Origin of the sequence: Citrobacter youngae (assembly GCF_003818115.1) — a bacterium.
GTDB lineage: Bacteria > Pseudomonadota > Gammaproteobacteria > Enterobacterales > Enterobacteriaceae > Citrobacter > Citrobacter youngae.
The window spans coordinates 18,609-42,409 of record NZ_RPOI01000012.1 but is presented as its reverse complement, the minus strand read 5'-3'; the positions used below and the strand labels follow the sequence as shown (position 1 = coordinate 42,409).

Below are 23,801 nucleotides of genomic sequence, written 5' to 3'. Positions count from 1 at the left end.
GACAACGGACGCTATTTTTGCGCCATTGTTAAAAACAGTAAAACGGCCCCTGCACCAGGAGCCGTTTTTCAAAGCGAGCGGCCAGGACGATTAACGCGTAATGGAGTACAGCGTACCGTCTTTCGCCTGGATCAGCAGTTTACCATCAGCAGCGACCGGCTCGGTCAGGAAACCTGAGCTATCGACTTTCTGCTGAGCGACAAAGCGACCATCTTCAACGTTAATCCAGTGCAGGTAGCCTTCGCTATCGCCTACGACCAGGTTACCGTTATACAGAGCCGGAGACGTCAGCAGACGGTGCAGCAGATCGCTTTGCGTCCACAGCGTCACGCCGCCGTCGGTGGTCAGCGCCAGCACACGGTCATTCTGATCAACCAGATAGATACGATTACCATCGACGATGAAATCATTCACCGAGCCGAGCTCACGTTTCCACATGATCTGGCCACTGCGCAGATCCAGCGCCGTCAGGTTACCATTATAAGCCAGTGCGTAAACTACGCCATTGACGATAACCGGCGTGGTATCGACATCACTCAGACGATCGATTTCGGTTGGGCCAGTGGCCTGAGAGATACGCTGCTGCCAAATCATCTGGCCCTGCTGCATCAGTACGGCACTTACGCGACCATTATCGCCACCCACAATAGCTGCGCCAAAGGCGGTCGCTGGAGCAGATTCGCCGCGCAGTGACAGAGAAGGCATATCGAGGTTAACGGTCCATTTGATGGCGCCGTCAGCTTCGTTCAAGGCCTGCAACTGGCCGTTGCTGGTGTGGATTAACACCATGCCATCGCTCACCACCGGGCGAGACAGCGCTTCCCCGGCAACTTTCGTCTGCCATGCGGTTGTGCCGTCGCTGGTGTTCAGCGCATAAACCTGTGCTTTTTCGCTGCCAATATAAACATGGCCGCCGGACACGGTGACTCCGCCAGAAAGCTGAGCAGATGCACGGGAGAACCAGCCGTCTTTCTCACCCAGATTAACAGACCAGACTTCTTTGCCGTCGTCTGCGTTCAGCGCTTTCACCACACCGGCGCGAGAGGCAGCATAGACCACGTTATCCGCCAGTGCAGGATGAAGGTTGGAGTAGAAATCACCAATACCGTTGCCTACAGAAGTGCTCCAGGCAGTAGACGGAGTAAACTGGTTTTCGACCACCGGTAACGGGGACATCTTAACGACATCTTCTTCGCCACTAAACAGTGAACAGCCGCTCAATAGGGTAACGGAAAGCAGCCCTGGCAGAAGTAATTTACGCAATTGCATCGGGTCCCTCTCAGATGGACAAATTATTGATTTTCATCTGCATCATTTCGCTCAGAGCAGGAGAGGCATCGCTTTTCACACCCGCTTCCCATGCGCTACGCGCACCTTGTTTGTCGCCTTTGCTCAGCAACGCTTCACCACGCAGATCGGCTACAATTGCCGCCCACCCTTCACCTTTAATGGTATCGAGTGTTTTCAGCGCGGTATCAGCCTGCTTAAGCTGAACCTGAACACGAGCAAGACGCAGATTAAGCACCGCTTTGAGATTCTCATCGCTGGTGGCGGCCAGGCCTTGTTGTAACTGGGCCGCGGCTTTCTCTAGTTCGTTTTGGTCAACAAACTGCTGTGCCAGTTCCATTGACGCTAATGCGCCGTATGTATTTTTGTTCTCTGCGGCAAATTTCTCTGCGGCAGGAATGCTATCAGGCTTACCTGCGCTAACCGCAGTCACCGTATTTTGATACGCCAGAGAAGCAGAGCGTGCGGACTCCGTCTGATGACTGGTCCAGTAACGCCAGCCGACCAGCGCGCCAACCCCTAAAATTACCCCAACAACCAGCGCTTTGCCGTTTTCAGCAAAGAAGCGTTTTACCGCATCAACCTGGTCGTGTTCGTTCTCGTAAATTTCCACGCTGTCCTTCTCCTTAGCCCAGTAGAGTGCGCAAATGCGTGGCAACGCTATCCTGCGCTACTGCCGTTTGCTCACCAGAGCGCAAATCCTTCACTACAACGGTACCGTCAGCCACTTCGGACTCACCCAGTACCAGTGCAACGCGGGCGCCCCACTTATCGGCGCGGGCAAACTGTTTCTTAAAGTTGCCGCCGCCGTGGTTTGTCATCAGTTTCACACCAGGAACTTCATCGCGCAGACGTTCTGCAAGCCGCATTGCCGCCGACTGCGTGTCTGCCCCCGAAGCGACCAGGTATATATCGACAACAGGATCGGCGTTAAATTCCGGATTAACTGCCTGAACTAACAAAACAAGTCGTTCCAGGCCCATGGCAAAGCCTACGGCCGGCGTTGCGCGGCCGCCAAGTTGCTCTACCAGACCGTCATAACGGCCACCTGCACAGACGGTACCCTGTGAGCCCAGGCTGGTGGTGACCCACTCAAATACGGTGCGGTTGTAGTAATCAAGACCACGAACCAGACGCTGATTGACGGTGTAGGCAATACCTGCGGACTCCAGCAGTTTGCACAAGCCCGCAAAATGCTCGCGCGAGTCGTCATCCAGATAGTCGCCCAGCGCAGGCGCGTCGTTCAACAGCGCCTGTACTTCCGGGTTTTTGGAGTCGAGCACGCGCAGCGGGTTGGTGTACATGCGCCGCTTACAGTCTTCGTCCAGTTTATCTTTATACTGTTCCAGATAAGCGACCAGCGCATCACGGTAGTTCGCACGGGCTTCAAGCGACCCAATGGAGTTCAGCTCAAGGCTGACATGCTGAGAAATCCCCAGCGCACGCCACCAGCGGGCGGTCAGCAGAATGAGTTCAGCATCGATGTCCGGGCCTTGCAGGCCAAACACTTCGCAACCCAACTGATGGAATTGACGATAGCGCCCTTTTTGCGGACGTTCGTGGCGGAACATCGGCCCGATATACCACAGACGCTGTTCCTGATTGTACAGGAGACCATGTTCGATGCCGGCGCGTACGCAGCCCGCAGTGCCTTCAGGACGCAGGGTCAGACTGTCGCCATTGCGGTCCTCAAAGGTATACATCTCTTTTTCAACGACGTCGGTGACTTCACCGATCGCGCGTTTGAATAACGGGGTCTGCTCTACAATCGGCAAGCGGATTTCACTGTAACCGTAGCTGCCGAGCACGTTTTTAAGAGTGCCTTCAATGCGCTGCCAGATGGCGGTTTCGCCAGGCAGATAATCGTTCATGCCGCGAATGGCTTGAATGTTTTTTGCCACGTTTATTCTCTTTATGGATATAAAAATGAACCCTCAGCGCTAACCCGGATAATACGGGCGCCATGCGGGTTCAATCATACACGGGAAGCACGCCGCTTCCCATCACGTTATTATTTTTCAAGCTGCTGCACGTCAATGCGTCGCGCTTCGTCGAGGATACTCGCTTTGGCGCGAATACGGGCTTCGAGCTGCGTGATCATGTCGTCGTTATCGAGTCGGTCCTTACGCACGCCGTCTTCATACAGGCCGCTTTTCTTGTTGCCGCCCGTCACGCCCAGCGTGGAAACCAGTGCTTCGCCAGGGCCGTTTACCACACAACCGATGATCGAAACGTCCATTGGCGTAATAATATCTTCCAGACGTTGCTCCAGCGCGTTCACTGTACCGATAACGTCAAACTCCTGACGCGAGCAGGTTGGGCAAGCGATAAAGTTGATGCCACGCGCACGAATGCGCAGCGATTTCAGGATGTCGAAGCCAACTTTGATCTCTTCTACCGGATCGGCCGCCAGAGAAACGCGCAGCGTATCGCCGATCCCTTCAGACAGCAGCAATCCTAAACCGATCGCGGATTTTACCGAGCCGCTACGCAGGCCACCGGCTTCGGTGATCCCCAGATGCAGAGGTTGATCGATCTGTTTCGCCAGCAGGCGATAGGATTCTACGGCAAGGAAAACATCAGACGCTTTAACGCTGACTTTGAATTGATCGAAGTTCAGACGATCGAGGTGATCCACATGGCGCATTGCGGACTCCAGCAGCGCTTGCGGCGTCGGTTCACCGTATTTTTCCTGCAGATCTTTTTCCAGCGATCCGGCGTTGACGCCGATGCGGATAGGAATGTTTTTATCACGAGCGCAGTCCACCACCATGCGAATACGCTCTTCATTACCGATATTACCTGGGTTGATACGCAGGCAATCAACGCCGTATTCCGCCACCTTCAGCGCGATACGATAGTCGAAGTGAATATCGGCAACCAGCGGGACGTTAACCTGCTGTTTGATAAGCTTGAACGCTTCTGCAGCATCCATTGTCGGTACAGAGACACGAACAATGTCTGCGCCTACGCGTTCCAGCGCTTTAATCTGATTAACCGTCGCTTCCACATCCGTGGTACGCGTATTGGTCATCGACTGTACGGCGATGGGCGCGCCATCGCCGATCGGCACGTTCCCAACGTAAATGCGTGTCGATTTTCTACGTTGAATTGGAGCCTGGTTATGCATTAAAAAATCTCCCGCATTGCCGTCTGTTACTGAGCCGGTGATTGTTCGGCATTAACGGTCAGACGCGCAACCTGGTTAGTTCTGATAAAACGACTCAGGTCGACAGGTTTACCCTGGAACTGAATCTGCACTGCCGCCGGAGCGCCAATTTTCAGTTTATATGGCGCCTGACCGACCAGATTCAGATTGCCATCTTTACGCTGCATGCCGCTGAACAGTTTTTTACCGGTTGCGTCGGTCACTTCCAGCCAGCAATCAGCGGTGAAATTCATCACCAGCGCGTTAGGATCGCCAGCCGGTGTAGTGACGCCAGCCTGGTCAGTCGGCAGCGGTGCCGCTGTCGCCGGTGCAGTGGGTGTGGTCGCTGCAGTATCAACATTGGCCTGAGACGGAGCCACAACGGCGTTTTGATCTGCGCCAGGAGCCGGAGTCGCTGCGGTATCCGGCGTTTGAGCGGCATCATCCGGAGCCGGTGTACTGTCCTGGCTTGCAGAGGCGCTGGTATCCAGCGGCACACTCTGTGCGTTATCTTTACCGGCATTCAGTTCAGCGGAAGATTGATCGGCCATGGTGGTGATCTCTTCCTGCTGCGCTTTATGGTTCTGCCACCACCAGGCACCGGTCAGTCCGACAACGACAAACAGTACCAGCCAGGTAAAGGTCATTAGCCAGCCGTCGCGTTTCTTACGACGCTTACCGAGCGAAAAACTTTGCATCGGTGCGACGTTGGCAGGACGAATCGGAGCCTGTTTTTCCAGCCCTGGCAACAGTTCTTCTTCAGGAATATGCACCAGACGCGCATAAGAACGGATATACCCGCGCAGGAATGTTGAAGCGAGATCGGCTGGTGCCTTATCTTCTTCAATATCGCGTACCGTGGAAACCTTCAGGCAGAGTCGTTCCGCGACCACCTGTTGGCTGAATCCGAGTTGTTCACGGGCATTGCGCAGACGAACGCCGGTGGAGAGTGCTTCATTTTTATCGTGCGTGGCTTCAGTATTCATTCGCTACAGCTGCGTAATATTTGGGTTCTGATGCCGGCGAGCCACAATGCTCACCCACACCGCGAAACATCTGGTCAGTTAACCTTCGTCAGACAGTATAAAACCGTCAGACCATCAATGACAAAACAGCGTAAACCTGAGGGCTAAACGCTTGTTGCGCCGTTACATACTGCCTTAAAGTCGACAAAAACGCACCGTTATTATTGACCTGACGACAACAACAAAGAACCTCATCTGGTTTACGTTGCACTACGGTACATGAATTATACCGTAGTGCACTCAACATCAAACGGTCTTGATGTCGATAGCATCACCCTGCATACGCTTACGCAGAGTACGCTTGGTACGATCAATAACGTCGCCCGCCAGCTGACCGCAGGCTGCATCAATGTCATCGCCACGTGTTTTACGCACGATGGTGGTGAAACCATAGCTCATCAACACTTTGGAGAAACGATCGATACGGCTGTTGGAACTGCGGCCATACGGCGCGCCCGGGAACGGGTTCCACGGGATCAGGTTGATCTTACACGGCGTATCTTTCAACAGCTCGGCCAACTGATGCGCGTGTTCAGTGCCGTCATTGATGTGATCTAACATCACATATTCAATGGTTACACGACCCTGATTCGCATTGGATTTCTCCAGATAACGGCGCACAGCCCCGAGGAACGTTTCGATATTGTACTTTTTGTTGATAGGTACAATTTCGTCACGAATTTCATCATTTGGCGCATGCAAAGAAATCGCCAGCGCGACGTCGATCATATCGCCCAGTTTATCCAGCGCAGGGACAACGCCCGAAGTGGACAGCGTAACGCGACGCTTGGACAGCCCAAAACCAAAGTCGTCCAGCATGATTTCCATCGCCGGAACGACGTTGGTCAGGTTAAGCAGCGGCTCGCCCATCCCCATCATCACCACGTTGGTGATAGGACGCACGCCCGTTGCTTTCACCGCGCCGACGATTTTCGCCGCACGCCAGACCTGACCAATGATCTCCGACACTCGCAGGTTACGGTTAAAGCCCTGCTGCGCCGTAGAGCAGAATTTACACTCTAATGCGCAACCGACCTGTGAAGAAACACACAGGGTGGCGCGATCGTCTTCCGGGATATACACGGTTTCTACGCGCTGATCGCCAACCGCGATGGCCCATTTGATCGTACCGTCAGAGGAGCGCTGCTCTTCCACCACTTCCGGGGCGCGAATTTCAGCCACTTCTTTCAGCTTGTTACGCAGCACCTTATTGATGTCAGTCATGTCATCAAAGTTGTCGCTGCAATAGTGGTACATCCACTTCATGACCTGATCGGCACGAAACGGTTTTTCGCCCATCTCTTTGAAGAATTCGCGCATTTGCTGACGGTTCAGATCCAGCAGGTTAATTTTTCCATTTTTATTTGGAACCGCAGGAATGACGACTTCAGAGGTGTTAACTAATTCAGACATAATTTTTTCCGGCCTCGTTGTTACACGTTGTGGCCCGTGGAGGGTTAAAAAGAAACGCCCCGGCAAGCGATCTGCTCTTCCGGGGCGTTGCATTGTACAAAGTCTGGCGCAGGGATGCCACGTTTGCACGAAGCATTAGCGAAAATAATATGTAAATCGCTAATTCATCTCCAAAGGATTTCGCGTCGCAGGAAGGCGGCTAGTTCGAGCCCCCCCGGGAGCATAGAAAACTATGTGGCCGAGGTAAACGAACGCAGCCAACGCATCTGCAACGTGAAAGACGCGGGAGATTAGCGAGTGCGTGGGCAAACCTCACCTTCACCAAAGAAATAGGCGATTTCACGCGCCGCTGACTCAACGGAGTCAGAACCATGGGTGCCGTTCTCAGTAAAACTGTCAGCGTAATCTGCGCGCAGCGTGCCTGCCAGCGCATTTGCCGGGTTGGTTGCACCCAGCAGATCGCGGTGGCGCTGTACGGCATTTTCGCTTTCCAGCACAGAAACAACGATCGGACCAGAGGTCATGAATTCAACCAGACCGTCAAAGAACGGCTTGCCATCATGCTCGGCGTAGAAGCCGCGCGCCTGCTCAACGGTCAGGTGCAGCATTTTAGTACCGACAATTTTGAACCCTGCAGCTTCAAAGCGCGCAAAGATGCTCCCAATAACGTTTTTTGCCACCGCGTTTGGTTTGATGATGGAAAAAGTACGTTCAATAGCCATGATTACCTCTGAAAAAGATGTTTTGTTGTGGTTTACCTGGCGCGGATTATAAAGAGCATCCCGGCAATTGACTATTGACGAAGATAACATTTCTTTAAAATAAGATGAATTTTAGCAACAAACAGTGACCAACTGGTCTACTGCAACGAAAATCTCACCGTCGCTACCTGTCCGGCGTCATCCATCACCAGCAGTTGATAATCCCCTTTGGTCGCCAGCTGTAGCGTCAGACGACGTCCGCGTTCATCCAGCCGTTCACCGTTAAGAAACCACCATCGTTCACCGCTCCCACCGCTGGTTTGCACCGGCAATGAGGCTTGAGCAGAACCGGGTAAACGCTTCACAATCGCGCCATCGCGAATGCCTGTCAACTGCAACGGCTGCGAAGCGTCTTGTCCCAGCGGCGGACATGTGGCAGAAACTGGCGGTAATCTCGCCCCACGGCGTTCTGATTCCGGTAGCCATGGCTCCAGCGGCAACGGCCAAACGATTAACGTTTGCTCGTGCGCCTGCGGACAATCCGCCGCCACACGTTTGCCTTCATCATCCAGCCAGACAGGAAAACGAATTCCATTAACCCCTTCCTGCTCGGGCAATAATAACGTTGGCGGCTGACTGCCATCCAGTAACCAGGTTGCCAGACGGCGACGGCAGTTGCTGTCACTGGGGGCAAGAGATTGCCCGCCCGGCCAGCACACCACACCGCGACTCACGGATTCAGGGCGTGGATCTTCCGGCTGATTTGTCCCGCGAGAGAGCAAAAGATTGTTGACCTGATTGAGCAACGGCACGGCGCTGGCAAAACCAAACTGTCCCACCACCGGCGTACCGTCTGGCCTGCCGGTCCAGATGCCAATCACATAACGGGCGTTAACACCAATCGCCCACGCATCGCGATAGCCATAGCTGGTGCCCGTTTTCCACGCCAACGGCACCACGCGGCTCAGCGCGTTATCCGGCAGCGGTTGTGCTTCGTCAGCCATAATGCGGCGAATAATCCACGCCGCGCCCGCCGACATCAACGGACGTTCCAGCAGTGGATCGTCTGGCTGCAGACGCAGTTTTCCCGCTTTCCCCTGGCGGGCAAAGGCGCTGTACGCCGCCGCCATATCCTCAAGCCTTGCCCCCGCACCGCCCAAAATCAGCGACAGATTCGGTGCGGCCCCCGCGGGCAGATACAGCGGTAAACCGACGTTACGTAACGATGCGGCAAAACGCTTTGGACCATAGGCTTCAAGAACCTGCACGGCGGGTAAATTCAGCGAGCGCACCAGCGCTTCGCTCATACTCACAGGGCCATGAAAACCGCTGTCAAAATTCCCCGGTCGATAGTCCCCGGTTCGCCGCGGGACATCCTGCAACAATGAAGCCGGATGAATGAGTCCGTCATCCAGCGCCAGACCATAGATGAACGGCTTCAGCACCGAACCAGGCGAACGGATCGCATTCACCATATCCACATGACCAAAACGGGAGTCGTCATTCATATCTACCGAGCCGACCCAGCCACGCACGCTCATATCGGTATGATCGACTACAATCATCGCCAGCGAACTGCGTGCAGGTAAGCGCCCCTTCCAGTTTTGCGCCAGCTCTTCCAGTTGACGCTGCAATCCGGCATCTAGGGTAGTCACGATTTTATCGCTTCGGCTTTTTCCCAGCATCATGCGCGAGAATAACGGTGCTAACTGCGGCATTTGCCGGGGCGCCAGCCAGACCGGTTCTTCACGTGATTCCTGCACTTGTCTGGCTGGCCAAATGCCTTGCGTTGCCATGCGTTCGAGCACTTTATTGCGCGCCGCTTCAGCACGATCCGGCCAGCGATCCGGACGCAGACGGCTCGGTGCCTGTGGCAAAACAGCCAGCAGCGCGGCATCGGAGTAGCTCAGTTGCGCAGGTGATTTGCCCAGATAGGCCCAGCTAGCGGCCCCCACGCCCTGTAGCGTACCGCCAAACGGCGCACGGTTAAGATACAACGTCAGGATCTCGCGCTTGGAAAGATGCCACTCCAGCTGAAATGCGCGCCAGAGCTGGCGAAACTTGCCGCCGAAGGTTCGCGGATGGGGATCGAGTAATCGTGCGACCTGCATGGTAAGCGTACTGCCGCCCGAAACCACACGCCCAGAGGAGAGGTCTTGCCATGCCGCGCGCAGTACTGAGAAAGGATTAACGCCAGGATGTTTCCAGAACCAACGGTCTTCGTAGTTAATTAACGCCTCAAGGTAGCGGGGCGACACCTCATCAATCGTTACTGGATACCGCCAGATGCCGTCCGCGTCGGCGAAGCGCCAGAGCGGCGTACCATCATAGGCCACCACGACACGCGCCGGATCGACTTCGTGAAGCGGCAGCGGCCAGATTTTATCTGCCGCCCAAACCGCCGCCACAAACAATAGTGCAACGGCTGCCAGCCAGAGCCAGCAGCCGCGTTTACCCAACCCGCGCATCATTTACGGTCTGACAATCAACAGTCCCTCTGTCGCACCGGTCGCGCGCCACTGCGGAACGTACATGGACTCCACCTGCGGCACAGGAACCTGATACGTTCCCGGCGTTACCGCTCGAGCCAGATACACCAGCGTCACCGGCTGCCCTTCGTTGACCGCCACCGCGGCGACAAAGCGATCGTCACGGAACTCAACGTGCTGGATATCCGCCTGCTGCATCTGATTGAGCAGATTCGCCACTTCGCTACCGCTGTCCTGCAGGCTGGCGCTGCCGTTGGCCAGATTCTGGTTTTCCAGCTCCAGGCCCGCTGGCAGTAAATCGACCACCAGCGCATCCGGTACGTTCTGGCTGGCTTTCACCTCCAGCCAGACCAGTACCAGCTCGCCGCTGCGCAGAGACTCCAGCGATTTGCTGCGCCCATCGGTTCCCAGAATTTGGCGCTCAATCTGCAAAACGTTGCTGGCAGGCGTCGGCGAGGTTTGCGGGTAACCACTCACATCCAGACGCAGCCACAGCGGCAGACTACCGGTATTGGTAACGCTCAGCGTAGACAGCGCGTCGGCTTCCAGACTGCGGGTTTGTGATTTCTCCCCTGCTAACGGTTGCGCTGAGAGTGACGTTTGCGCCTGCCACGTGCCAGGCAAGTCCTGTAGCGTACGCGCGGCAAGGAACAGCGCATTATTTTCCTGAGTTGAGAGCCAGCGCTGCCCAAAGGCCTGTTCTGACAAGGTATTCAGCAGCGTATTCTGCACGTCAGGTTTGAGCTTGTTCTCTTCCAGTAATGCCAGCATCAGCGCGTTGTCGCGTAGCTGACTGCCGTAATCCGCCATCCACTGTTGCGTATCGCGACGCGGCGTGTTCAGCGCTAACGTCACCGCCTGTTCACTGCGACTGGCATCGCCCATGTTTTTCAGCGCGATCCCCAGCTGCAACAGCGGTAAACCGGAAGCCGCCTGCGCACGACGCTCCCAGATATCCCGCAATGCGCCGAGCGGGGCTTTCTGCTGACGGGCCAGTACCAGCGCGGCGTAGGTCTGCACCGCAAACCGGCTCGCTGATGAATCGTCGGTATAACGAATCGACATCATGCCCGGATCCTGCAAATAGCGCAGCAACCGCTCGTTACCCCGGTTAATCACCTCAGCCGGGACGCTGTAGCCCTGTTCATTCGCCCGGACGAGGAAATCCATCACGTACGCGGTCAGCCAGTACTCTTCCGGGCCGTTTTTATCCCACAGCGCAAAACCGTCGTTATCACGCTGCATTTGCAGTAAACGGGAGATGCCAAGCTCTATTGCCGCACGGCGTTTTTCGTCGCTGTCGCCCGCGATACCTAGCGCCTTCAACTGCGCGGCGTTGGTATATAAGGACGGGAACAACCCGCTCGCCGTTTGCTCCAGGCATCCGTAAGGGTAAGCTTTCAGTTCGCGGATATAGCGCGCCAGATTCAGCGGCGGTTTACCGCTGAACAACAGTTGTCCCTGCATCGTTACCGGTGAGAAATTCGCCAGTTCTTCGCCCGGAAGCTGCCATGTTTCGCCCGGCTGGAGCGCGACGCCGTGGTTAACAGTTTGCGCCGGAAACGCCGGACGCACGCCAATCTTCCACTGTTTATGCTGAGCAGGCAGCGTTTCACCCGGCAGAGTCAGGCCGCTTATCTGCGCCTGAATTTCGCCATCGCCAAAACCTTCCCGCGCACGTACCGGAACAAACAACGTCGTACGCACGCCCGGCGCCAGATTTACCGGTTCAGGGGCTTGTCCAACCAGCTCCAGTAAACCGCTGGCCGCGAGCTTAATGTCCAGCGTTTGCGGTTTATCAGTCAGGTTGGTTACGTCCAGCGTCAGGCGCGAGGTATCGCCCCCCGCCAGAAAGCGCGGCATGTTCAGTTCAGCAATCACCGGCGCGGCGACGATCACTTTGCTTTCGCTGCTGCCAAAGTCATCCGCCGTCCAGGCCTGCGCCATTACCCGCAGCTCGCCGTTGAAATCACCGATAGGTAACGTCACCGTACCTTCGCCCTGCTCGTTAAGCGTGACCGGCAGCGCCTGTTGCGCCACGATATTGACGTGATTAACCGGTGGCTTACCGCCACGTTTTAATTCATCGCCGTCACCACCAAAGCGCAGCGCTGCCAGACGTCCTTGCCCTTCGATCACCTGGCCGTAAATATCATAAATATCCGCGCCATAGCGTTTTTGCCCGAAAAACGCCTGCCACGGATCCGGCGTGGCGTAATCGGTAATATTCAGCACTCCGCTATCAACGGCAGAGACCAGCACGTTAACCTGTTTTGGTACGTCGCCATTTTTGACGCTGGCTTTAATCTTGACGGTCAACGGCTGGTTTGGACGTATTTTCGCCGGGTTTTCCAGCGCCAGCGCCAGACGACGGTTTTCGTCACCTAACGGCAAATGCAGTAAACCGACCGCACGTTTTGGCGTTGCTGAGCGGGATTTATCGCCAGGACGTATCACTAAAGCGCTGAGATACAGGTCATGGCGGTTCCAGGTTTTATCGACCGGGATAGTCATATCAAGACCATTCGCCGGCACGTCTATCTCCTGCCACCACAGCGGGCCTTCGCTGGATTCAACCATCGCATACCCCTTGCCAGCAGCGGGCGCGGCAATGTGCAGCTTCATGGTATCGCCGGGGCGATAATTGGGTTTATCCAGTTTCAGAGTCACGCGGTCGGGACGTACTGCCCCGCTGCCGTCGCTGTTATCCTGCCAGCTATAGCCGGCCCAGAAGCGCACGCTGCTCACCGCATCATTCGGTGCTTTCACTTCCAGGCGATAAGCGCCCCACTCAACCGGGAAACTCACTTTGCCAGTTTCATCGGCCTTAAGATCCAGAGTCTGCTCACCTTCAACCAGATCCTTTTGATCGAACTGTGATTGCCAGCCCTCGCCTTCAGACCAGTTCCAGTAATAATCTCGTCGCTCGCGGATCAAACGCACCTGCAAACCGGACACCGCTTTTTTCTCGCCTTGCGCATCGGCATACACAATGTCGAAAGCGGCGTTGCTGTTTTCATCAACGATAGGCTGATTCACGGTGGTATCGGTGCGGTAGTCATAGACGGCTTTCGCCGCAAACTGCGGACGAATACCCGGCAGCGTATCCGCAGGCCAGATAGCTTGTTCAATCCGACGCGTCACCGGGCGACCGCCCGATTCCAGCAGGCTGGCTTGCAAAATCACCTGTAACGGGGAATGCGTCTCCTGCCACTGGCTGTTAGTGGTCACTTCGCCGCGACCGTGATCATCCAGCGTGAGCTGAACTTCGTCGAGGCTACGGGAAAGGTTTTCTTCGGCAATATTCCCAAACTGAAATCCTGGCAATGCCGGTACCGCATCCCGCAGTGGGCGCAGATAAAGCTGTCCTTGCAAGGCATTGCCATTGGCGGGCGCGCCGTACAGGTAGTAGCCTACCACCGCGAACTTCACTTCATCAGTTGGCTCCACCGGCATCTTACTAGCGGCGAGGTTAAGCGCCATCCGCTCCGGCATAAAATCCTCGACGTGGAAATCCCACATCCGCGACTGGTTGTCGCCAGTATTGGCACGAATATGCCACATGCCGGTTGGCGCGCTGCTGTCCAGCGGCCAGCTAAAGCGGTACAGACCGTTTTCCGGCTGGCTAACTACCGTGCGTAAAACCTGCCCGTCAGGCTTCACAACCTCCAGCTTCACCGGCTGGTCAGGCAACGTTTTGCCGTCGCTGTCGCGCAGTAATCCGTTGAGGATCACCGTTTCGCCAGGACGATAGAGGTCACGGGGTCCAAACATAAAGAACTGTTTGCTGTATCCCGGCGCGCCGGCAATATCAAATTCAGCCAGATCCAACGCAGGGAGTTTCAGGTCCAGCAGCGTGGTCTGCCCGTCTTTGCGGGCCAACAATAAGGCGGCATCTTTATCCGTCTCGAGCTTCACGTGCCCCTGAGCATCGCTGGTCGCCTGCGCCAGCGTCTGCCCTTTTTCGTTGAGTAAGGTGACATCAATACCTTGCTGCGCCGCGCCGTTTTCCAGACTCTGCGTAAAGACATCCAGTTGATTGTGGTAACGGTGCGCGGACACGCCAATATCGCTGAGCGTAAATAGCGTGGCGGCATTGCTGTAGTTGTAATGCCCGGCCTGATTCATCACCGCAATGTAAACGCCCGCCTGCTGCAACGGCTTAATATCGCTAAGCGGCAGCAGCAGCTTCTCACGGGTGTTACGCGCCGGGTTGAGGTCAAAGCGCCCGGTATAAACCAGTTCCGCCATTTTCAGCAGATTGTCGGATTCCCAGTTAGACAACGAATTGCGGTATTCCCACTGACTGACAAATGCGCCGAGCGACTCGGGCTTCACGCGATAGAAGTTCACATCCACGCTGTTGACGTTAAGGGCCATCACTGGCAGCCCTTCAATCACTTTTCCCGGCAGCAGCGAGCCGCGACTGGCGAAGCCTACGCTTGGCTGGACGTCGCGGGTGGTAATATTTTTTTCATAGTCGATAGCGAACGTCGCTTTATTCAGCGCCAGCAAATCACGCTCAATGGTCACCACCAGTTCCCGGTTAGGTTCAAGATGGCGTAAGCGCAGCTCTTTCAGGTTTGGCGCCAGCTCCCAGGCCCCATCCACTTTGCCGCTTTTTTTATCGACAACGTGCAGTACGCGAGAAAAATCTTGTTCAGGATCGAGAGGAATAGAAAAAGTCAGCACCAGCGTCGCCGCACCATCCAACTGGACTTCTGAGGAATCCAGCAGCGTCAACGGCTTGCCCTGGCTTTGCTGCATCAGCTTTTGTAATTGCGCCGGATCTTTTACCGGTGTGGTCTGTGGGGCGGGCGTATCATTTTTTGCCGTCGTCGACGGCTTATCGTTATTATCGCACCCCGCCAGCGCCAACATCAGCATACAGGCCACTACGCGTAAATGTTTCATTTTTCATCCCTGGCCTGAGTGGCCCGTTAGCAACGTAGAACAACTATTATGCGTCAGATTTCAGCAGGTGGAAGTCAGTAATAAGATGTTGTTGTCTGAATTTTCGTGATTAATGTGGGTCCACCTGACAAATCAGCCTCTTTTACTTGTCGCTTTGCACCAAACATCCGACAATTTGCCGAAACCTGGTAAAAATGGAGATGCCTATGACTACCGCCTTCTTTGTCGCTGCCGACTGGCTTGTCGAACATATTGACGACCCGGAAATACAAATTCTTGATGCCCGGATGGCACCTCCAGGCCAGGAAGATCGCGATGTTGGCGAGGAGTATCGCGCCGGCCATATTCCTGGTGCGGTCTTTTTTGATATCGAAGCGCTCTCCGACCATACTTCTGCGTTACCGCATATGCTGCCACGTCCGGAGGCTTTCGCCGTCGCCATGCGCGAGCTGGGCGTACATCAGGATAAACACCTGGTCATCTACGACGATGGCAATCTGTTTTCCGCCCCGCGTGCCTGGTGGATGCTGCGCACATTTGGCGTCGAAAATGTCTCCATTTTGGCAGGCGGTTTTGCGAGCTGGCAGCGTGATGAGCTCCCCTTGCAGACAGGAAATGTTGACTTGCCCGAAGGTGAATTTGACGCCGTGTTTACGCCAGAGGCCGTCGTGCGGGTGACCGATGTCCTGCTGGCCAGCCATGAAAAAACCGCACAGATTGTCGATGCGCGCCCGGCTGCGCGTTTTAACGCAGAAGTTGACGAACCCCGACCAGGCCTCAAGCGCGGCCATGTTCCCGGTGCGCTGAACGTACCGTGGACAGAGTTGGTTCGTGACGGCGAACTGAAAACCACCGATGAGCTGGATGCTATTTTCTTCAGCCACGGCGTGAGCTTTGACAGGCCGATAATCGCCAGCTGCGGCTCCGGCGTAACGGCGGCCGTGGTGGTGCTGGCGCTTGCGACGCTGGGCGTTTCCAACGTCGCGCTGTACGACGGCGCATGGAGCGAATGGGGAGCGCGCAACGATTTACCGGTAGAACCCGAAACTAAATAAAATCTGATTTACACATTTTTTTCGCCCACAAAAAAACCGCTCAAATGAGCGTTTTTTTGTGCCAGTCCGGTTCGCGGCCTTTCCAGCAGGCTGTGTTGCCATAGCAACGCAGGCACACCTCAGGAGCTAAATATTCCGGTTTAAGAGAATAAAAGTCAAGTTAATTAACAGGGAAACTATTCAACATTTAATGTATTATTCTGAGCGGCCCTTTCCGCTGTCTCGCAAACGGGCACTGGCTTTAGGGAAGGTCATTGTATGGCCGTATACGCAGGCGCACCTCAGTGCTTGCTATCACGGCATGATCGCCAGTGGTGCTGTCGTGATGCGGTCTTCGCATGGACCGCGCAATGAAAATACGGTACTTCTGTATCGTGCTTGTTGTATCTGGCGCGTTGTGTCTTCACGGGGACCAGAGTTACTCAGGTAATTTTGCACGCGTGACGCTCAGCGCCCAGGGCAAGTAAGCCAGGTAGCCGCCCTACGGGGCGGCTTTCCTTTACTCAGATAATCCTGTTCTGTTTGAAATCCCGCAGGAAACCGCCCCAGCGACGCTCGTAGAAAGGCGCGATGTGTTCGGTAATAAAGTGGCTGACCCCTTTCTCACCTTTCACCACCTGGCAGATATCAATCGGTTCATCACCCGGTAACGTATCCGTTGCAACACTCCCCGTGGCATGAATAATCTCTTCAATATCGCCATCGGCTTCAATGCCAATCAGCAGGTTGGGTTGGGCATCCGGACTTTCTTTGATCGAGCAGAGAAACGCGCGTTTTACCGGCTTAATGGTTTTAAACAGCGTAGTCAGCGAGTCAATCATCTGCGCCGGAGGTTCAGCGACTTCAGAGAGGATCAGCGATTCACCGCCTTCCAGTACTTCCTGGGTGCTGAGCGGATTCCCTTCTTCCCCCATCAGCAGGCTGATTTCACGCGGCATAAATTCTTTGCCGGTCGGCAGTTTCGCGTTGAGAAACAGCGTTTCGCCGAGCGTCATTTCAAACAATGTACGCACCGGCATGACGACAAATGCCTGCTCATCTTCAACCGCCTGCTGCAGAGCTTCCAGGGAGGTGAAGAACGGGATCACGGTGGTGCCGTCTTCTTTTTCCCAGTGCTGAAGGTCGAGGGCGCTGTCTTCAACCACCGCCTCACCTTCTGCGGCAGTACCCGGCACCCAGACGGTAGACTCCAGTAAAGTACGGAAAAATGCCGGACGATGCGCAGGCTCTGTCGCCGCTTGCTCCAGCAGGGTTTCTAATTCGTTTTTTGTTTCGGACATAAGGATCACAAATTGGATAAATACATGTAGGCCGGATAAGCGTAGCGCCATCCGGCCATACAATCATGAATTATGCGGTCAGCAGATTCGCGATAGTACGCACGCCCAGACCGGTTGCGCCCGCAGACCACTGCTCAACCGGCGCTTTGCGATAGGTTGCAGAGCAGTCGATGTGCAGCCAGCCCTGCTGATAGTTTTCCACGAAATGGGACAGGAAGCCCGCCGCAGTGCTGGCACCCGCCGGATAAGCCGCGCTGCCGGTATTATTCAGCTCGGCAAAGTTAGACGGCAGCTGGCTACGGTGGAACTCTGCCAACGGCAGACGCCAGAACGGTTCGTTTTCTTGCGCCGCACTTGCCAGCAGACGGGTAGCCAGTTGATCGTCAAAGCTAAACAGCGCGTGGTAATCGTTGCCCAGTGCCGTTTTCGCCGCGCCAGTCAACGTGGCAGCATCAATGATCAATTCTGGTTTTTGCGCGCTGGCGTCAATCAGGCCATCGGCCAGTACCAGACGTCCTTCGGCATCGGTATTCATCACTTCAACTTTTTTACCGTTGCGATAGTGAATAATATCACCGAGCTTAAAGGCGTTGCCGCTGATCAGGTTATCCGCGCAGCACAGATACAGCTTAACGCGCTTGTTCAGACCACGGGTGATGGCGAACGCCAGCGCGCCGGTCACCGTGGCCGCACCGCCCATATCAGACTTCATCGAGTCCATAAATGCGCTTTGCTTGATGCTGTATCCGCCGGAATCAAAGGTAATTCCCTTGCCAACCAGACAGGCATAAACCGGCGCTTCTTTATCGCCAGTTGGATTGTAATCCAGCGCCAGCAGTACCGGAGGACGTTCAGAGCCACGACCTACGGTATGCAATCCCATGTAGTTCTGCTCGCGCAGATCTTCGCCTTTAGTGATCCGGTAAGAGACGTTATCGCAGGCAACAGAGCACAGCAGGTCTACTGCGCGTTGCGCCAGCTGTTCCGGGCCCAGCTCTTCTGCCGGGGCGTTAATGGTATCGCGCACCCAGTCAATAATTTTCAGGCGGTTATCCAGCTCTTTGCGCTGCGCCTCATCCAGAGCGGCCCACTCAACTTTGCGGGTGCCTTTTGGTCCTTTGTAGCCCTGCCAGAACGCCCAGCTACGTTCGGTATCCCAGCCTTCACCGTCCAGTTGGACATGTTTAATACCCAGGCCGTCAATTTTACGGGCGGCGCGCTGGATAAGGCCGAGGTCATCTTTCCCGTTCAGGTGCAGGGTAATACCGTCATTATTAATGCTGTATGTCGCCTTTTCACCCCAGCGGGCATCGGCGGGTTGCGTGGAAAGCGTAATTTTCATGGCTTCTGTCATTTTATTTATCCTTATTTTCGCGCATACAGGAAAACGGGCCGCCCGTGGGCAGCCCGTTGACTTATTCGGCTTCGTCCAGCCAGACCAGCAAAATGGCCTCAAGGATTTTTTCGTTCGATGCCTGTGGATCATCATCGAACTCTTCCAGGTCACAGATCCACTGGTGCAGATCGGTGAAACGAACGGTCTTGGGGTCGAGATCGGGGAACGCGTCGTACAGCGCTTCGCCGATTTCACGGCTATCGGTCCACTTCAGTCCCATACTACCCTCTGTTAATGCTCACGTGCATGATTGATTGTGTAACGTGGGATTTCGACCACTAAATCGTCCTCGATGACACGTGCCTGACAGCTTAAACGGCTCTCCGGCTCCAGTCCCCAGGCTTTATCCAGCATGTCGTCTTCTTCTTCTGTGCTTTCCGGCAAAGAATCAAAACCTTCACGTACGATGCAGTGGCAGGTTGTGCAGGCACAGGATTTTTCACAGGCGTGTTCAATCTCGATACCGTTACGCAGGGCAACGTCAAGAATGGTTTCGCCGGTCTCAGCTTCCAGAACTGCGCCATCGGGACAGAGATCCTGATGAGGCAAAATAACAATCTTTGGCATATTAAACCTCGTCCACGGAATGGCCTTTCAGCGCGCTACGGACGGATTTGTCCATGCGGCGAGCGGCGAATTCCTGGGTTTGTTTGTCTACGTTTTTAATGGCTTGTTCTATCGCGTCAACATCGTCACCCAGTGCAACCTCGCTCAAATGCGCGGCGGCGGTGTCGATAGCCTGACGTTCTGCGGCGCTTAACAGCGCGGCATCAGCGTTCAACGCACCGGATAAACTTTCCAGTACGCGTGCCGCTTCGACTTTCTGTTCTGCCAGCATACGGGCTTTAACGTCCTGCTCGGCAAAACTCATCGAATCCTGAATCATGGAGGCGATTTCACTGTCGGTCAGACCGTAGGACGGTTTGACCTGAATTGAGGACTCTACGCCGGTGGATTTTTCCATGGCGGTGACGCTCAGCAGGCCATCCGCGTCCACCTGGAAGGTCACGCGGATGTGTGCGCCGCCAGCTGGCAATGCCGGGATGCCGCGCAGCGCAAAACGCGCCAGTGAACGGCAGTCCTGCACCAGCTCACGCTCGCCTTGCATTACGTGAATGGACATCGCGGTTTGGCCATCTTTAAAGGTGGTAAAGTCCTGCGCGCGCGCCACCGGAATCGTGGTGTTACGTGGGATCACTTTCTCCACCAGACCGCCCATGGTTTCCAGTCCCAGGGACAGCGGGATAACGTCCAGCAGCAGCATTTCGCTGTCTGGTTTATTTCCGACCAGAATATCTGCCTGGATTGCCGCACCAATAGCGACCACTTTGTCCGGGTCAATAGAAGTCAGCGGCGTACGACCAAAAAATTCACCGACGCGTTCACGCACCAATGGCACGCGAGTTGAACCACCGACCATCACCACTTCCAGCACATCTTGCGGCTCCACGCCCGCATCTTTCAGCGCGCGACGGCAGGCCAGCAGCGTACGCTTGACCAGTGCGGAAATGAGTTCATTAAAGGTTTCACGGGTGATTTCACCCTGCCATCCCGCCACGTTAACCGTTACAGAATCAGCGTCGCTAAGCGCGATTTTCGCGGCAATCGCGGCATCCAGCAGTTCACGCTGTACGCGGTTATCACTACGATCGGCCACGCCAGCCTGCTCGCGAATATAATCGGCCAGCAGATGGTCAAAATCGTCGCCGCCGAGCGCGGAATCACCGCCGGTCGCCAGCACTTCAAACACGCCGCGGCTCAGGCGCAGAATAGAAATATCAAAAGTACCGCCGCCAAGGTCGTAGACGGCGATCACGCCTTCCTGACCGGAGTCCAGACCATAGGCAATCGCAGCTGCGGTCGGTTCGTTCAGCAGACGTAATACGTGCAGGCCCGCCAGACGCGCGGCGTCTTTTGTTCCCTGACGCTGTGCATCGTCAAAGTAAGCCGGAACGGTGATTACCACGCCGTCCAGTTCGCCGGACAGTGATTCGGTTGCCCGCGCGGCCAGCGCTTTCAGAATATCAGCGGAGACGCGCACCGGATTAAGCAATCCGGCAGCGGTTTCAATCATCGGCAAGCCGTTTTCGCTGGCCTGGAACGTATATGGCAGATGCGGGTAACGCGCCTGGATATCCGCCAGAGAGCGGCCCATCATGCGTTTTACCGAACTGACGGTGTTTGCCGTATCCAGCGCGGCATTCGCGCGGGCATCGTAACCAACAGAGTAGCCCTGCTGCTGATAGTGAACCACTGACGGCAACAGGTGGCGACCTTCATGATCTGCCAGCGTTTCGGCCTGGCCGCTGCGTACGGTCGCAACCAGGGAGTTGGTGGTGCCTAAATCGATACCTACCGCCAGACGACGCTGGTGCGGCGCGGCGCTCAGACCAGGCTCACTAATTTGTAATAAGGCCATTTTCGCTTCCGGAAATTAAAAATCGAGCAGTTTTTCTTCGAGTTGTTCTGCACTGCTTCGCAGTTTATCGAGAAAACGCAGCTTACGCACGGTATCTGCCGCTGCGTCCCACGTCTCGCTATCCAGCTGTTCCACCATCAATTGATGGCGAACGTTATACATTTCGCTGACACGCTGCATAAACGCATCTAAACGTTGACTGTCTTTTGCCTGTTCAATTTCGTCCAGCTCTTCGCGAAGCGTAAGCTGTTCCATCAGAAACGCGGTATCGCGCACCGTATGCTGCTCGCTGCGGATATCAAAGCCGTGTAAAGACAATAAGTATTCGGCGCGCATCAAAGGATGACGCAGCGTTTGCCAGGCCTGGTTGATCGTGGCGGACTGCGAAACCGCAGCAAGTTGTTCCGCCTGGGAACCGCTGGCAAATTTATCAGGATGATACTGACGTTGTAGATCCTGAAAACGTAGGCTCAGCGCCTGAGTATCGAGCTGATAACGGGCCGGTAAGCCAAAGAGGGTGAAGTAGTCCATAACATTCTCAGGGCATCGATTCTCTGTTGTTCGATGAGGCAAAACCAGAGAGTCAGGTAAAACAAACCCCACGCGCAGGCGACCACGGTGGGGTTATCAGTAAGCGCGTTACACGTGGAAGCTTTCGCCGCATCCACATTCGTCTTTCACGTTCGGGTTAGTGAACTTAAACCCTTCGTTCAGACCTTCTTTGACGAAGTCTAACTGCGTACCGTCGAGGAATTGCAGGCTCTTACCGTCGACCACAACTTTAACGCCTTTGTCTTCAAACACGGTATCTTCAGCCGCCGGCTCGTCAACAAATTCCAGTACATAGGCCATACCTGAGCAGCCGGAGGTTCTCACGCCCAGACGCAGACCAAACCCTTTACCGCGGTTTGCCAGGAAGGTATTTACACGCGCTGCTGCACTGTCGCTTAAGGTAATCGACATAATAAAACCTCAACTCTTAATTATTTTGCTTCACGTTTGCTTTTGTAATCCGCAATCGCGGCTTTAATCGCGTCTTCAGCCAGAATAGAGCAGTGAATTTTCACCGGTGGCAGTTCAAGCTCGTCGGCGATATCGGTGTTTTTAATCGCCTGTGCTTCGTCCAGAGATTTCCCTTTTACCCATTCGGTAACCAGAGAGCTGGAAGCAATAGCGGAACCGCAGCCGTAAGTCTTGAAACGCGCGTCTTCAATGATACCCTCATTGTTGACTTTGATCTGCAACTTCATCACGTCGCCACAGGCTGGTGCACCCACCATGCCGCTGCCCACGTTCTCGTCGCTGTTGTCAAAAGAACCCACGTTACGTGGATTCTCGTAATGATCGATTACTTTTTCGCTGTAAGCCATGCTGAATTCTCCTTATCGGTACCGATTAGTGATGTGACCATTCAATGCTGTTCAGATCCACGCCCTGTTTGAACATTTCCCACAGCGGAGAAAGGTCACGCAGGCGGCCGATGGAGTTGCGAACCAGATTAATGGCGTAGTCAATCTCTTCTTCGGTAGTGAAACGACCTAAAGAGAAACGAATTGAGCTATGTGCCAGCTCGTCGGTCATCCCCAGCGCGCGCAGCACGTAGGATGGCTCCAGGCTTGCAGAAGTACATGCAGAACCGGAGGATACAGCCAGATCTTTCAGCGCCATAATCAGCGATTCGCCTTCAACATAGTTGAAGCTAACGTTGAGAATGTTCGGTGCACCCTGCTCGAGATCGCCGTTAAGATACACTTCTTCCATATCTTTCACGCCGTCCCACAGACGGTTACGCAGACTGCGCAGGCGCGCCATCTCGGTTTCCATCTCTTCTTTGGCAATGCGGTAGGCTTCACCCATGCCGACGATCTGGTGCACAGGCAGCGTACCGGAACGCATACCGCGCTCGTGACCGCCACCATGCATCTGCGCTTCAATACGAATACGCGGTTTACGACGCACGTACAGCGCACCGATACCTTTCGGACCATAGATTTTGTGGCCGGAGAAGGACATCAGATCAACTTTCAGTTGGCTCAGATCGATAGGCAGTTTGCCCACGCTCTGGGTCGCATCAACGTGATAGATGATGCCGCGCGCACGGCACATTTCGCCGATAGTCGCGATATCCTGCACCACGCCGATTTCGTTATTCACGTGCATGATGGACACGAGGATAGTGTCGTCACGCATTGCCGCTTCAAGTTCTTTCAGGTCGATAATGCCGTTACGCTGCGGGGCGAGGTAGGTGACTTCAAACCCTTCGCGCTCCAGCTGACGACAGGTGTCCAGCACGGCTTTGTGTTCGGTTTTGCTGGTGATGATGTGCTTGCCTTTTTTCTGATAAAAGTTGGCTGCACCTTTAATCGCCAGGTTATCGGATTCAGTCGCACCGGAAGTAAAGACGATTTCACGCGGGTCAGCGCCCACGAGGTCAGCAATCTGGTTACGGGCGATATCTACCGCCTCTTCAGCCTGCCAGCCGAAACGGTGTGAACGAGACGCTGGGTTACCAAAGTTTCCGTCCAGGGTCAGACACTGCATCATTTTCTCGGCAACACGCGGGTCCACCGGCGTGGTTGCGGAGTAGTCGAGATAGATCGGTAATTTCATTGCTCTATAAACTCCGTACATCGCTTCAATGCAAGGAATCAGGCAACCGGCTGGATGTACGACC

20 protein-coding genes are annotated in these 23,801 nt (G+C 55.0%); 2 read left to right on the top strand and 18 right to left on the bottom strand.

The annotated features are described in order from the left end of the window. Positions 1 to 90: 90 nt before the first annotated feature. From bamB to EHN13_RS10720, 9 genes are all read right to left on the bottom strand, one after another. Positions 91 to 1,269, bottom strand: a complete 1,179-nt coding sequence (gene bamB / locus EHN13_RS10760) for an outer membrane protein assembly factor BamB (RefSeq protein WP_048210928.1) — start codon at positions 1,267 to 1,269, stop codon at positions 91 to 93. A 10-nt stretch (positions 1,270 to 1,279) separates the two neighbouring features. After that, positions 1,280 to 1,900, bottom strand: coding sequence for a YfgM family protein (locus EHN13_RS10755; RefSeq protein WP_005120429.1), 621 nt, complete (start codon positions 1,898 to 1,900; stop codon positions 1,280 to 1,282). Between the two features lie 13 nt (positions 1,901 to 1,913). Next, a complete protein-coding gene (gene hisS, locus EHN13_RS10750) occupies positions 1,914 to 3,188 on the bottom strand; it encodes a histidine--tRNA ligase (RefSeq protein WP_061068334.1) in 1,275 nt (424 codons plus the stop codon). Positions 3,189 to 3,298: 110 nt separating this feature from the next. Next, positions 3,299 to 4,417 (bottom strand): flavodoxin-dependent (E)-4-hydroxy-3-methylbut-2-enyl-diphosphate synthase, encoded by a 1,119-nt coding sequence (gene ispG, locus EHN13_RS10745; RefSeq protein ID WP_040233471.1) that lies wholly within the window; start codon positions 4,415 to 4,417, stop codon positions 3,299 to 3,301. Between the two features lie 26 nt (positions 4,418 to 4,443). Then, positions 4,444 to 5,421, bottom strand: a complete 978-nt coding sequence (gene rodZ / locus EHN13_RS10740) for a cytoskeleton protein RodZ (RefSeq protein WP_101742002.1) — start codon at positions 5,419 to 5,421, stop codon at positions 4,444 to 4,446. Positions 5,422 to 5,706: 285 nt separating this feature from the next. Next, positions 5,707 to 6,873: a dual-specificity RNA methyltransferase RlmN gene (gene rlmN / locus EHN13_RS10735; protein WP_003037713.1), complete on the bottom strand. Its 1,167-nt coding sequence runs from the start codon at positions 6,871 to 6,873 to the stop codon at positions 5,707 to 5,709. 290 nt (positions 6,874 to 7,163) lie between these two features. After that, the gene (ndk, locus tag EHN13_RS10730) at positions 7,164 to 7,595 is read right to left on the bottom strand and encodes a nucleoside-diphosphate kinase (protein WP_003037710.1); all 432 of its coding nucleotides are present in this window, start codon (positions 7,593 to 7,595) and stop codon (positions 7,164 to 7,166) included. 137 nt (positions 7,596 to 7,732) lie between these two features. Beyond that, positions 7,733 to 10,045 carry a peptidoglycan glycosyltransferase PbpC gene (pbpC, locus tag EHN13_RS10725; protein ID WP_124021374.1) on the bottom strand — a complete coding sequence of 771 codons (2,313 nt, stop codon included), beginning with the start codon at positions 10,043 to 10,045 and terminating at the stop codon, positions 7,733 to 7,735. Further along, the gene (locus EHN13_RS10720; RefSeq protein WP_124021373.1) at positions 10,046 to 14,977 is read right to left on the bottom strand and encodes an alpha-2-macroglobulin family protein; all 4,932 of its coding nucleotides are present in this window, start codon (positions 14,975 to 14,977) and stop codon (positions 10,046 to 10,048) included. It lies immediately after the preceding gene. A gap of 206 nt (positions 14,978 to 15,183) precedes the next feature. Between EHN13_RS10720 and sseA the strand changes: the two genes are divergently transcribed. Together sseA and timP are read left to right on the top strand one after the other, a co-directional pair. Beyond that, positions 15,184 to 16,032, top strand: a complete 849-nt coding sequence (sseA, locus tag EHN13_RS10715; RefSeq protein WP_061068338.1) for a 3-mercaptopyruvate sulfurtransferase — start codon at positions 15,184 to 15,186, stop codon at positions 16,030 to 16,032. A 338-nt stretch (positions 16,033 to 16,370) separates the two neighbouring features. Further along, positions 16,371 to 16,499, top strand: coding sequence for a small toxic inner membrane protein TimP (gene timP / locus EHN13_RS24330; RefSeq protein WP_306308094.1), 129 nt, complete (start codon positions 16,371 to 16,373; stop codon positions 16,497 to 16,499). A gap of 36 nt (positions 16,500 to 16,535) precedes the next feature. Here the strand turns inward: timP and sseB are convergent, their stop codons facing one another. The 9 genes from sseB to iscS form a co-directional block, all read right to left on the bottom strand. After that, on the bottom strand, positions 16,536 to 17,312 hold the full coding sequence (sseB, locus tag EHN13_RS10705) for an enhanced serine sensitivity protein SseB (protein WP_005120414.1): 777 nt from the start codon (positions 17,310 to 17,312) through the stop codon (positions 16,536 to 16,538). 70 nt (positions 17,313 to 17,382) lie between these two features. Next, a complete protein-coding gene (gene pepB, locus EHN13_RS10700) occupies positions 17,383 to 18,666 on the bottom strand; it encodes an aminopeptidase PepB (protein ID WP_061068340.1) in 1,284 nt (427 codons plus the stop codon). A 61-nt stretch (positions 18,667 to 18,727) separates the two neighbouring features. Beyond that, positions 18,728 to 18,928 carry a Fe-S cluster assembly protein IscX gene (gene iscX, locus EHN13_RS10695; RefSeq protein WP_003037694.1) on the bottom strand — a complete coding sequence of 67 codons (201 nt, stop codon included), beginning with the start codon at positions 18,926 to 18,928 and terminating at the stop codon, positions 18,728 to 18,730. A gap of 11 nt (positions 18,929 to 18,939) precedes the next feature. Next, positions 18,940 to 19,275, bottom strand: coding sequence for an ISC system 2Fe-2S type ferredoxin (gene fdx, locus EHN13_RS10690; RefSeq protein WP_124021372.1), 336 nt, complete (start codon positions 19,273 to 19,275; stop codon positions 18,940 to 18,942). A gap of 1 nt (position 19,276) precedes the next feature. Further along, complete coding sequence (gene hscA / locus EHN13_RS10685) at positions 19,277 to 21,127, bottom strand: Fe-S protein assembly chaperone HscA (RefSeq protein ID WP_003037687.1); 1,851 nt, start codon at positions 21,125 to 21,127, stop codon at positions 19,277 to 19,279. Between the two features lie 15 nt (positions 21,128 to 21,142). Beyond that, positions 21,143 to 21,658 carry a co-chaperone HscB gene (gene hscB, locus EHN13_RS10680; RefSeq protein ID WP_124021371.1) on the bottom strand — a complete coding sequence of 172 codons (516 nt, stop codon included), beginning with the start codon at positions 21,656 to 21,658 and terminating at the stop codon, positions 21,143 to 21,145. Between the two features lie 108 nt (positions 21,659 to 21,766). Then, positions 21,767 to 22,090: an iron-sulfur cluster assembly protein IscA gene (iscA, locus tag EHN13_RS10670; protein WP_003037681.1), complete on the bottom strand. Its 324-nt coding sequence runs from the start codon at positions 22,088 to 22,090 to the stop codon at positions 21,767 to 21,769. Positions 22,091 to 22,110: 20 nt separating this feature from the next. Beyond that, positions 22,111 to 22,497 (bottom strand): Fe-S cluster assembly scaffold IscU, encoded by a 387-nt coding sequence (iscU, locus tag EHN13_RS10665; RefSeq protein WP_002913991.1) that lies wholly within the window; start codon positions 22,495 to 22,497, stop codon positions 22,111 to 22,113. Positions 22,498 to 22,522: 25 nt separating this feature from the next. Next, positions 22,523 to 23,737, bottom strand: a complete 1,215-nt coding sequence (gene iscS / locus EHN13_RS10660) for a cysteine desulfurase (protein WP_003037677.1) — start codon at positions 23,735 to 23,737, stop codon at positions 22,523 to 22,525. Positions 23,738 to 23,801 lie beyond the last annotated feature (64 nt).

Excerpts from the sequence above, each read along its gene's own strand:
- bamB (WP_048210928.1), bottom strand. The coding sequence starts at position 1,269 with ATGCAATTGCGTAAATTACTTCTGCCAGGGCTGCTTTCCGTTACCCTA.
- ispG (WP_040233471.1), bottom strand. The coding sequence starts at position 4,417 with ATGCATAACCAGGCTCCAATTCAACGTAGAAAATCGACACGCATTTAC.
- rodZ (WP_101742002.1), bottom strand. The coding sequence starts at position 5,421 with ATGAATACTGAAGCCACGCACGATAAAAATGAAGCACTCTCCACCGGC.
- rlmN (WP_003037713.1), bottom strand. The coding sequence starts at position 6,873 with ATGTCTGAATTAGTTAACACCTCTGAAGTCGTCATTCCTGCGGTTCCA.
- ndk (WP_003037710.1), bottom strand. The coding sequence starts at position 7,595 with ATGGCTATTGAACGTACTTTTTCCATCATCAAACCAAACGCGGTGGCA.
- pbpC (WP_124021374.1), bottom strand. The coding sequence starts at position 10,045 with ATGATGCGCGGGTTGGGTAAACGCGGCTGCTGGCTCTGGCTGGCAGCC.
- EHN13_RS10720 (WP_124021373.1), bottom strand. The coding sequence starts at position 14,977 with ATGAAACATTTACGCGTAGTGGCCTGTATGCTGATGTTGGCGCTGGCG.
- sseA (WP_061068338.1), top strand. The coding sequence starts at position 15,184 with ATGACTACCGCCTTCTTTGTCGCTGCCGACTGGCTTGTCGAACATATT.
- timP (WP_306308094.1), top strand. The coding sequence starts at position 16,371 with ATGGACCGCGCAATGAAAATACGGTACTTCTGTATCGTGCTTGTTGTA.
- sseB (WP_005120414.1), bottom strand. The coding sequence starts at position 17,312 with ATGTCCGAAACAAAAAACGAATTAGAAACCCTGCTGGAGCAAGCGGCG.
- pepB (WP_061068340.1), bottom strand. The coding sequence starts at position 18,666 with ATGACAGAAGCCATGAAAATTACGCTTTCCACGCAACCCGCCGATGCC.
- iscX (WP_003037694.1), bottom strand. The coding sequence starts at position 18,928 with ATGGGACTGAAGTGGACCGATAGCCGTGAAATCGGCGAAGCGCTGTAC.
- fdx (WP_124021372.1), bottom strand. The coding sequence starts at position 19,275 with ATGCCAAAGATTGTTATTTTGCCTCATCAGGATCTCTGTCCCGATGGC.
- hscA (WP_003037687.1), bottom strand. The coding sequence starts at position 21,127 with ATGGCCTTATTACAAATTAGTGAGCCTGGTCTGAGCGCCGCGCCGCAC.
- hscB (WP_124021371.1), bottom strand. The coding sequence starts at position 21,658 with ATGGACTACTTCACCCTCTTTGGCTTACCGGCCCGTTATCAGCTCGAT.
- iscA (WP_003037681.1), bottom strand. The coding sequence starts at position 22,090 with ATGTCGATTACCTTAAGCGACAGTGCAGCAGCGCGTGTAAATACCTTC.
- iscU (WP_002913991.1), bottom strand. The coding sequence starts at position 22,497 with ATGGCTTACAGCGAAAAAGTAATCGATCATTACGAGAATCCACGTAAC.
- iscS (WP_003037677.1), bottom strand. The coding sequence starts at position 23,737 with ATGAAATTACCGATCTATCTCGACTACTCCGCAACCACGCCGGTGGAC.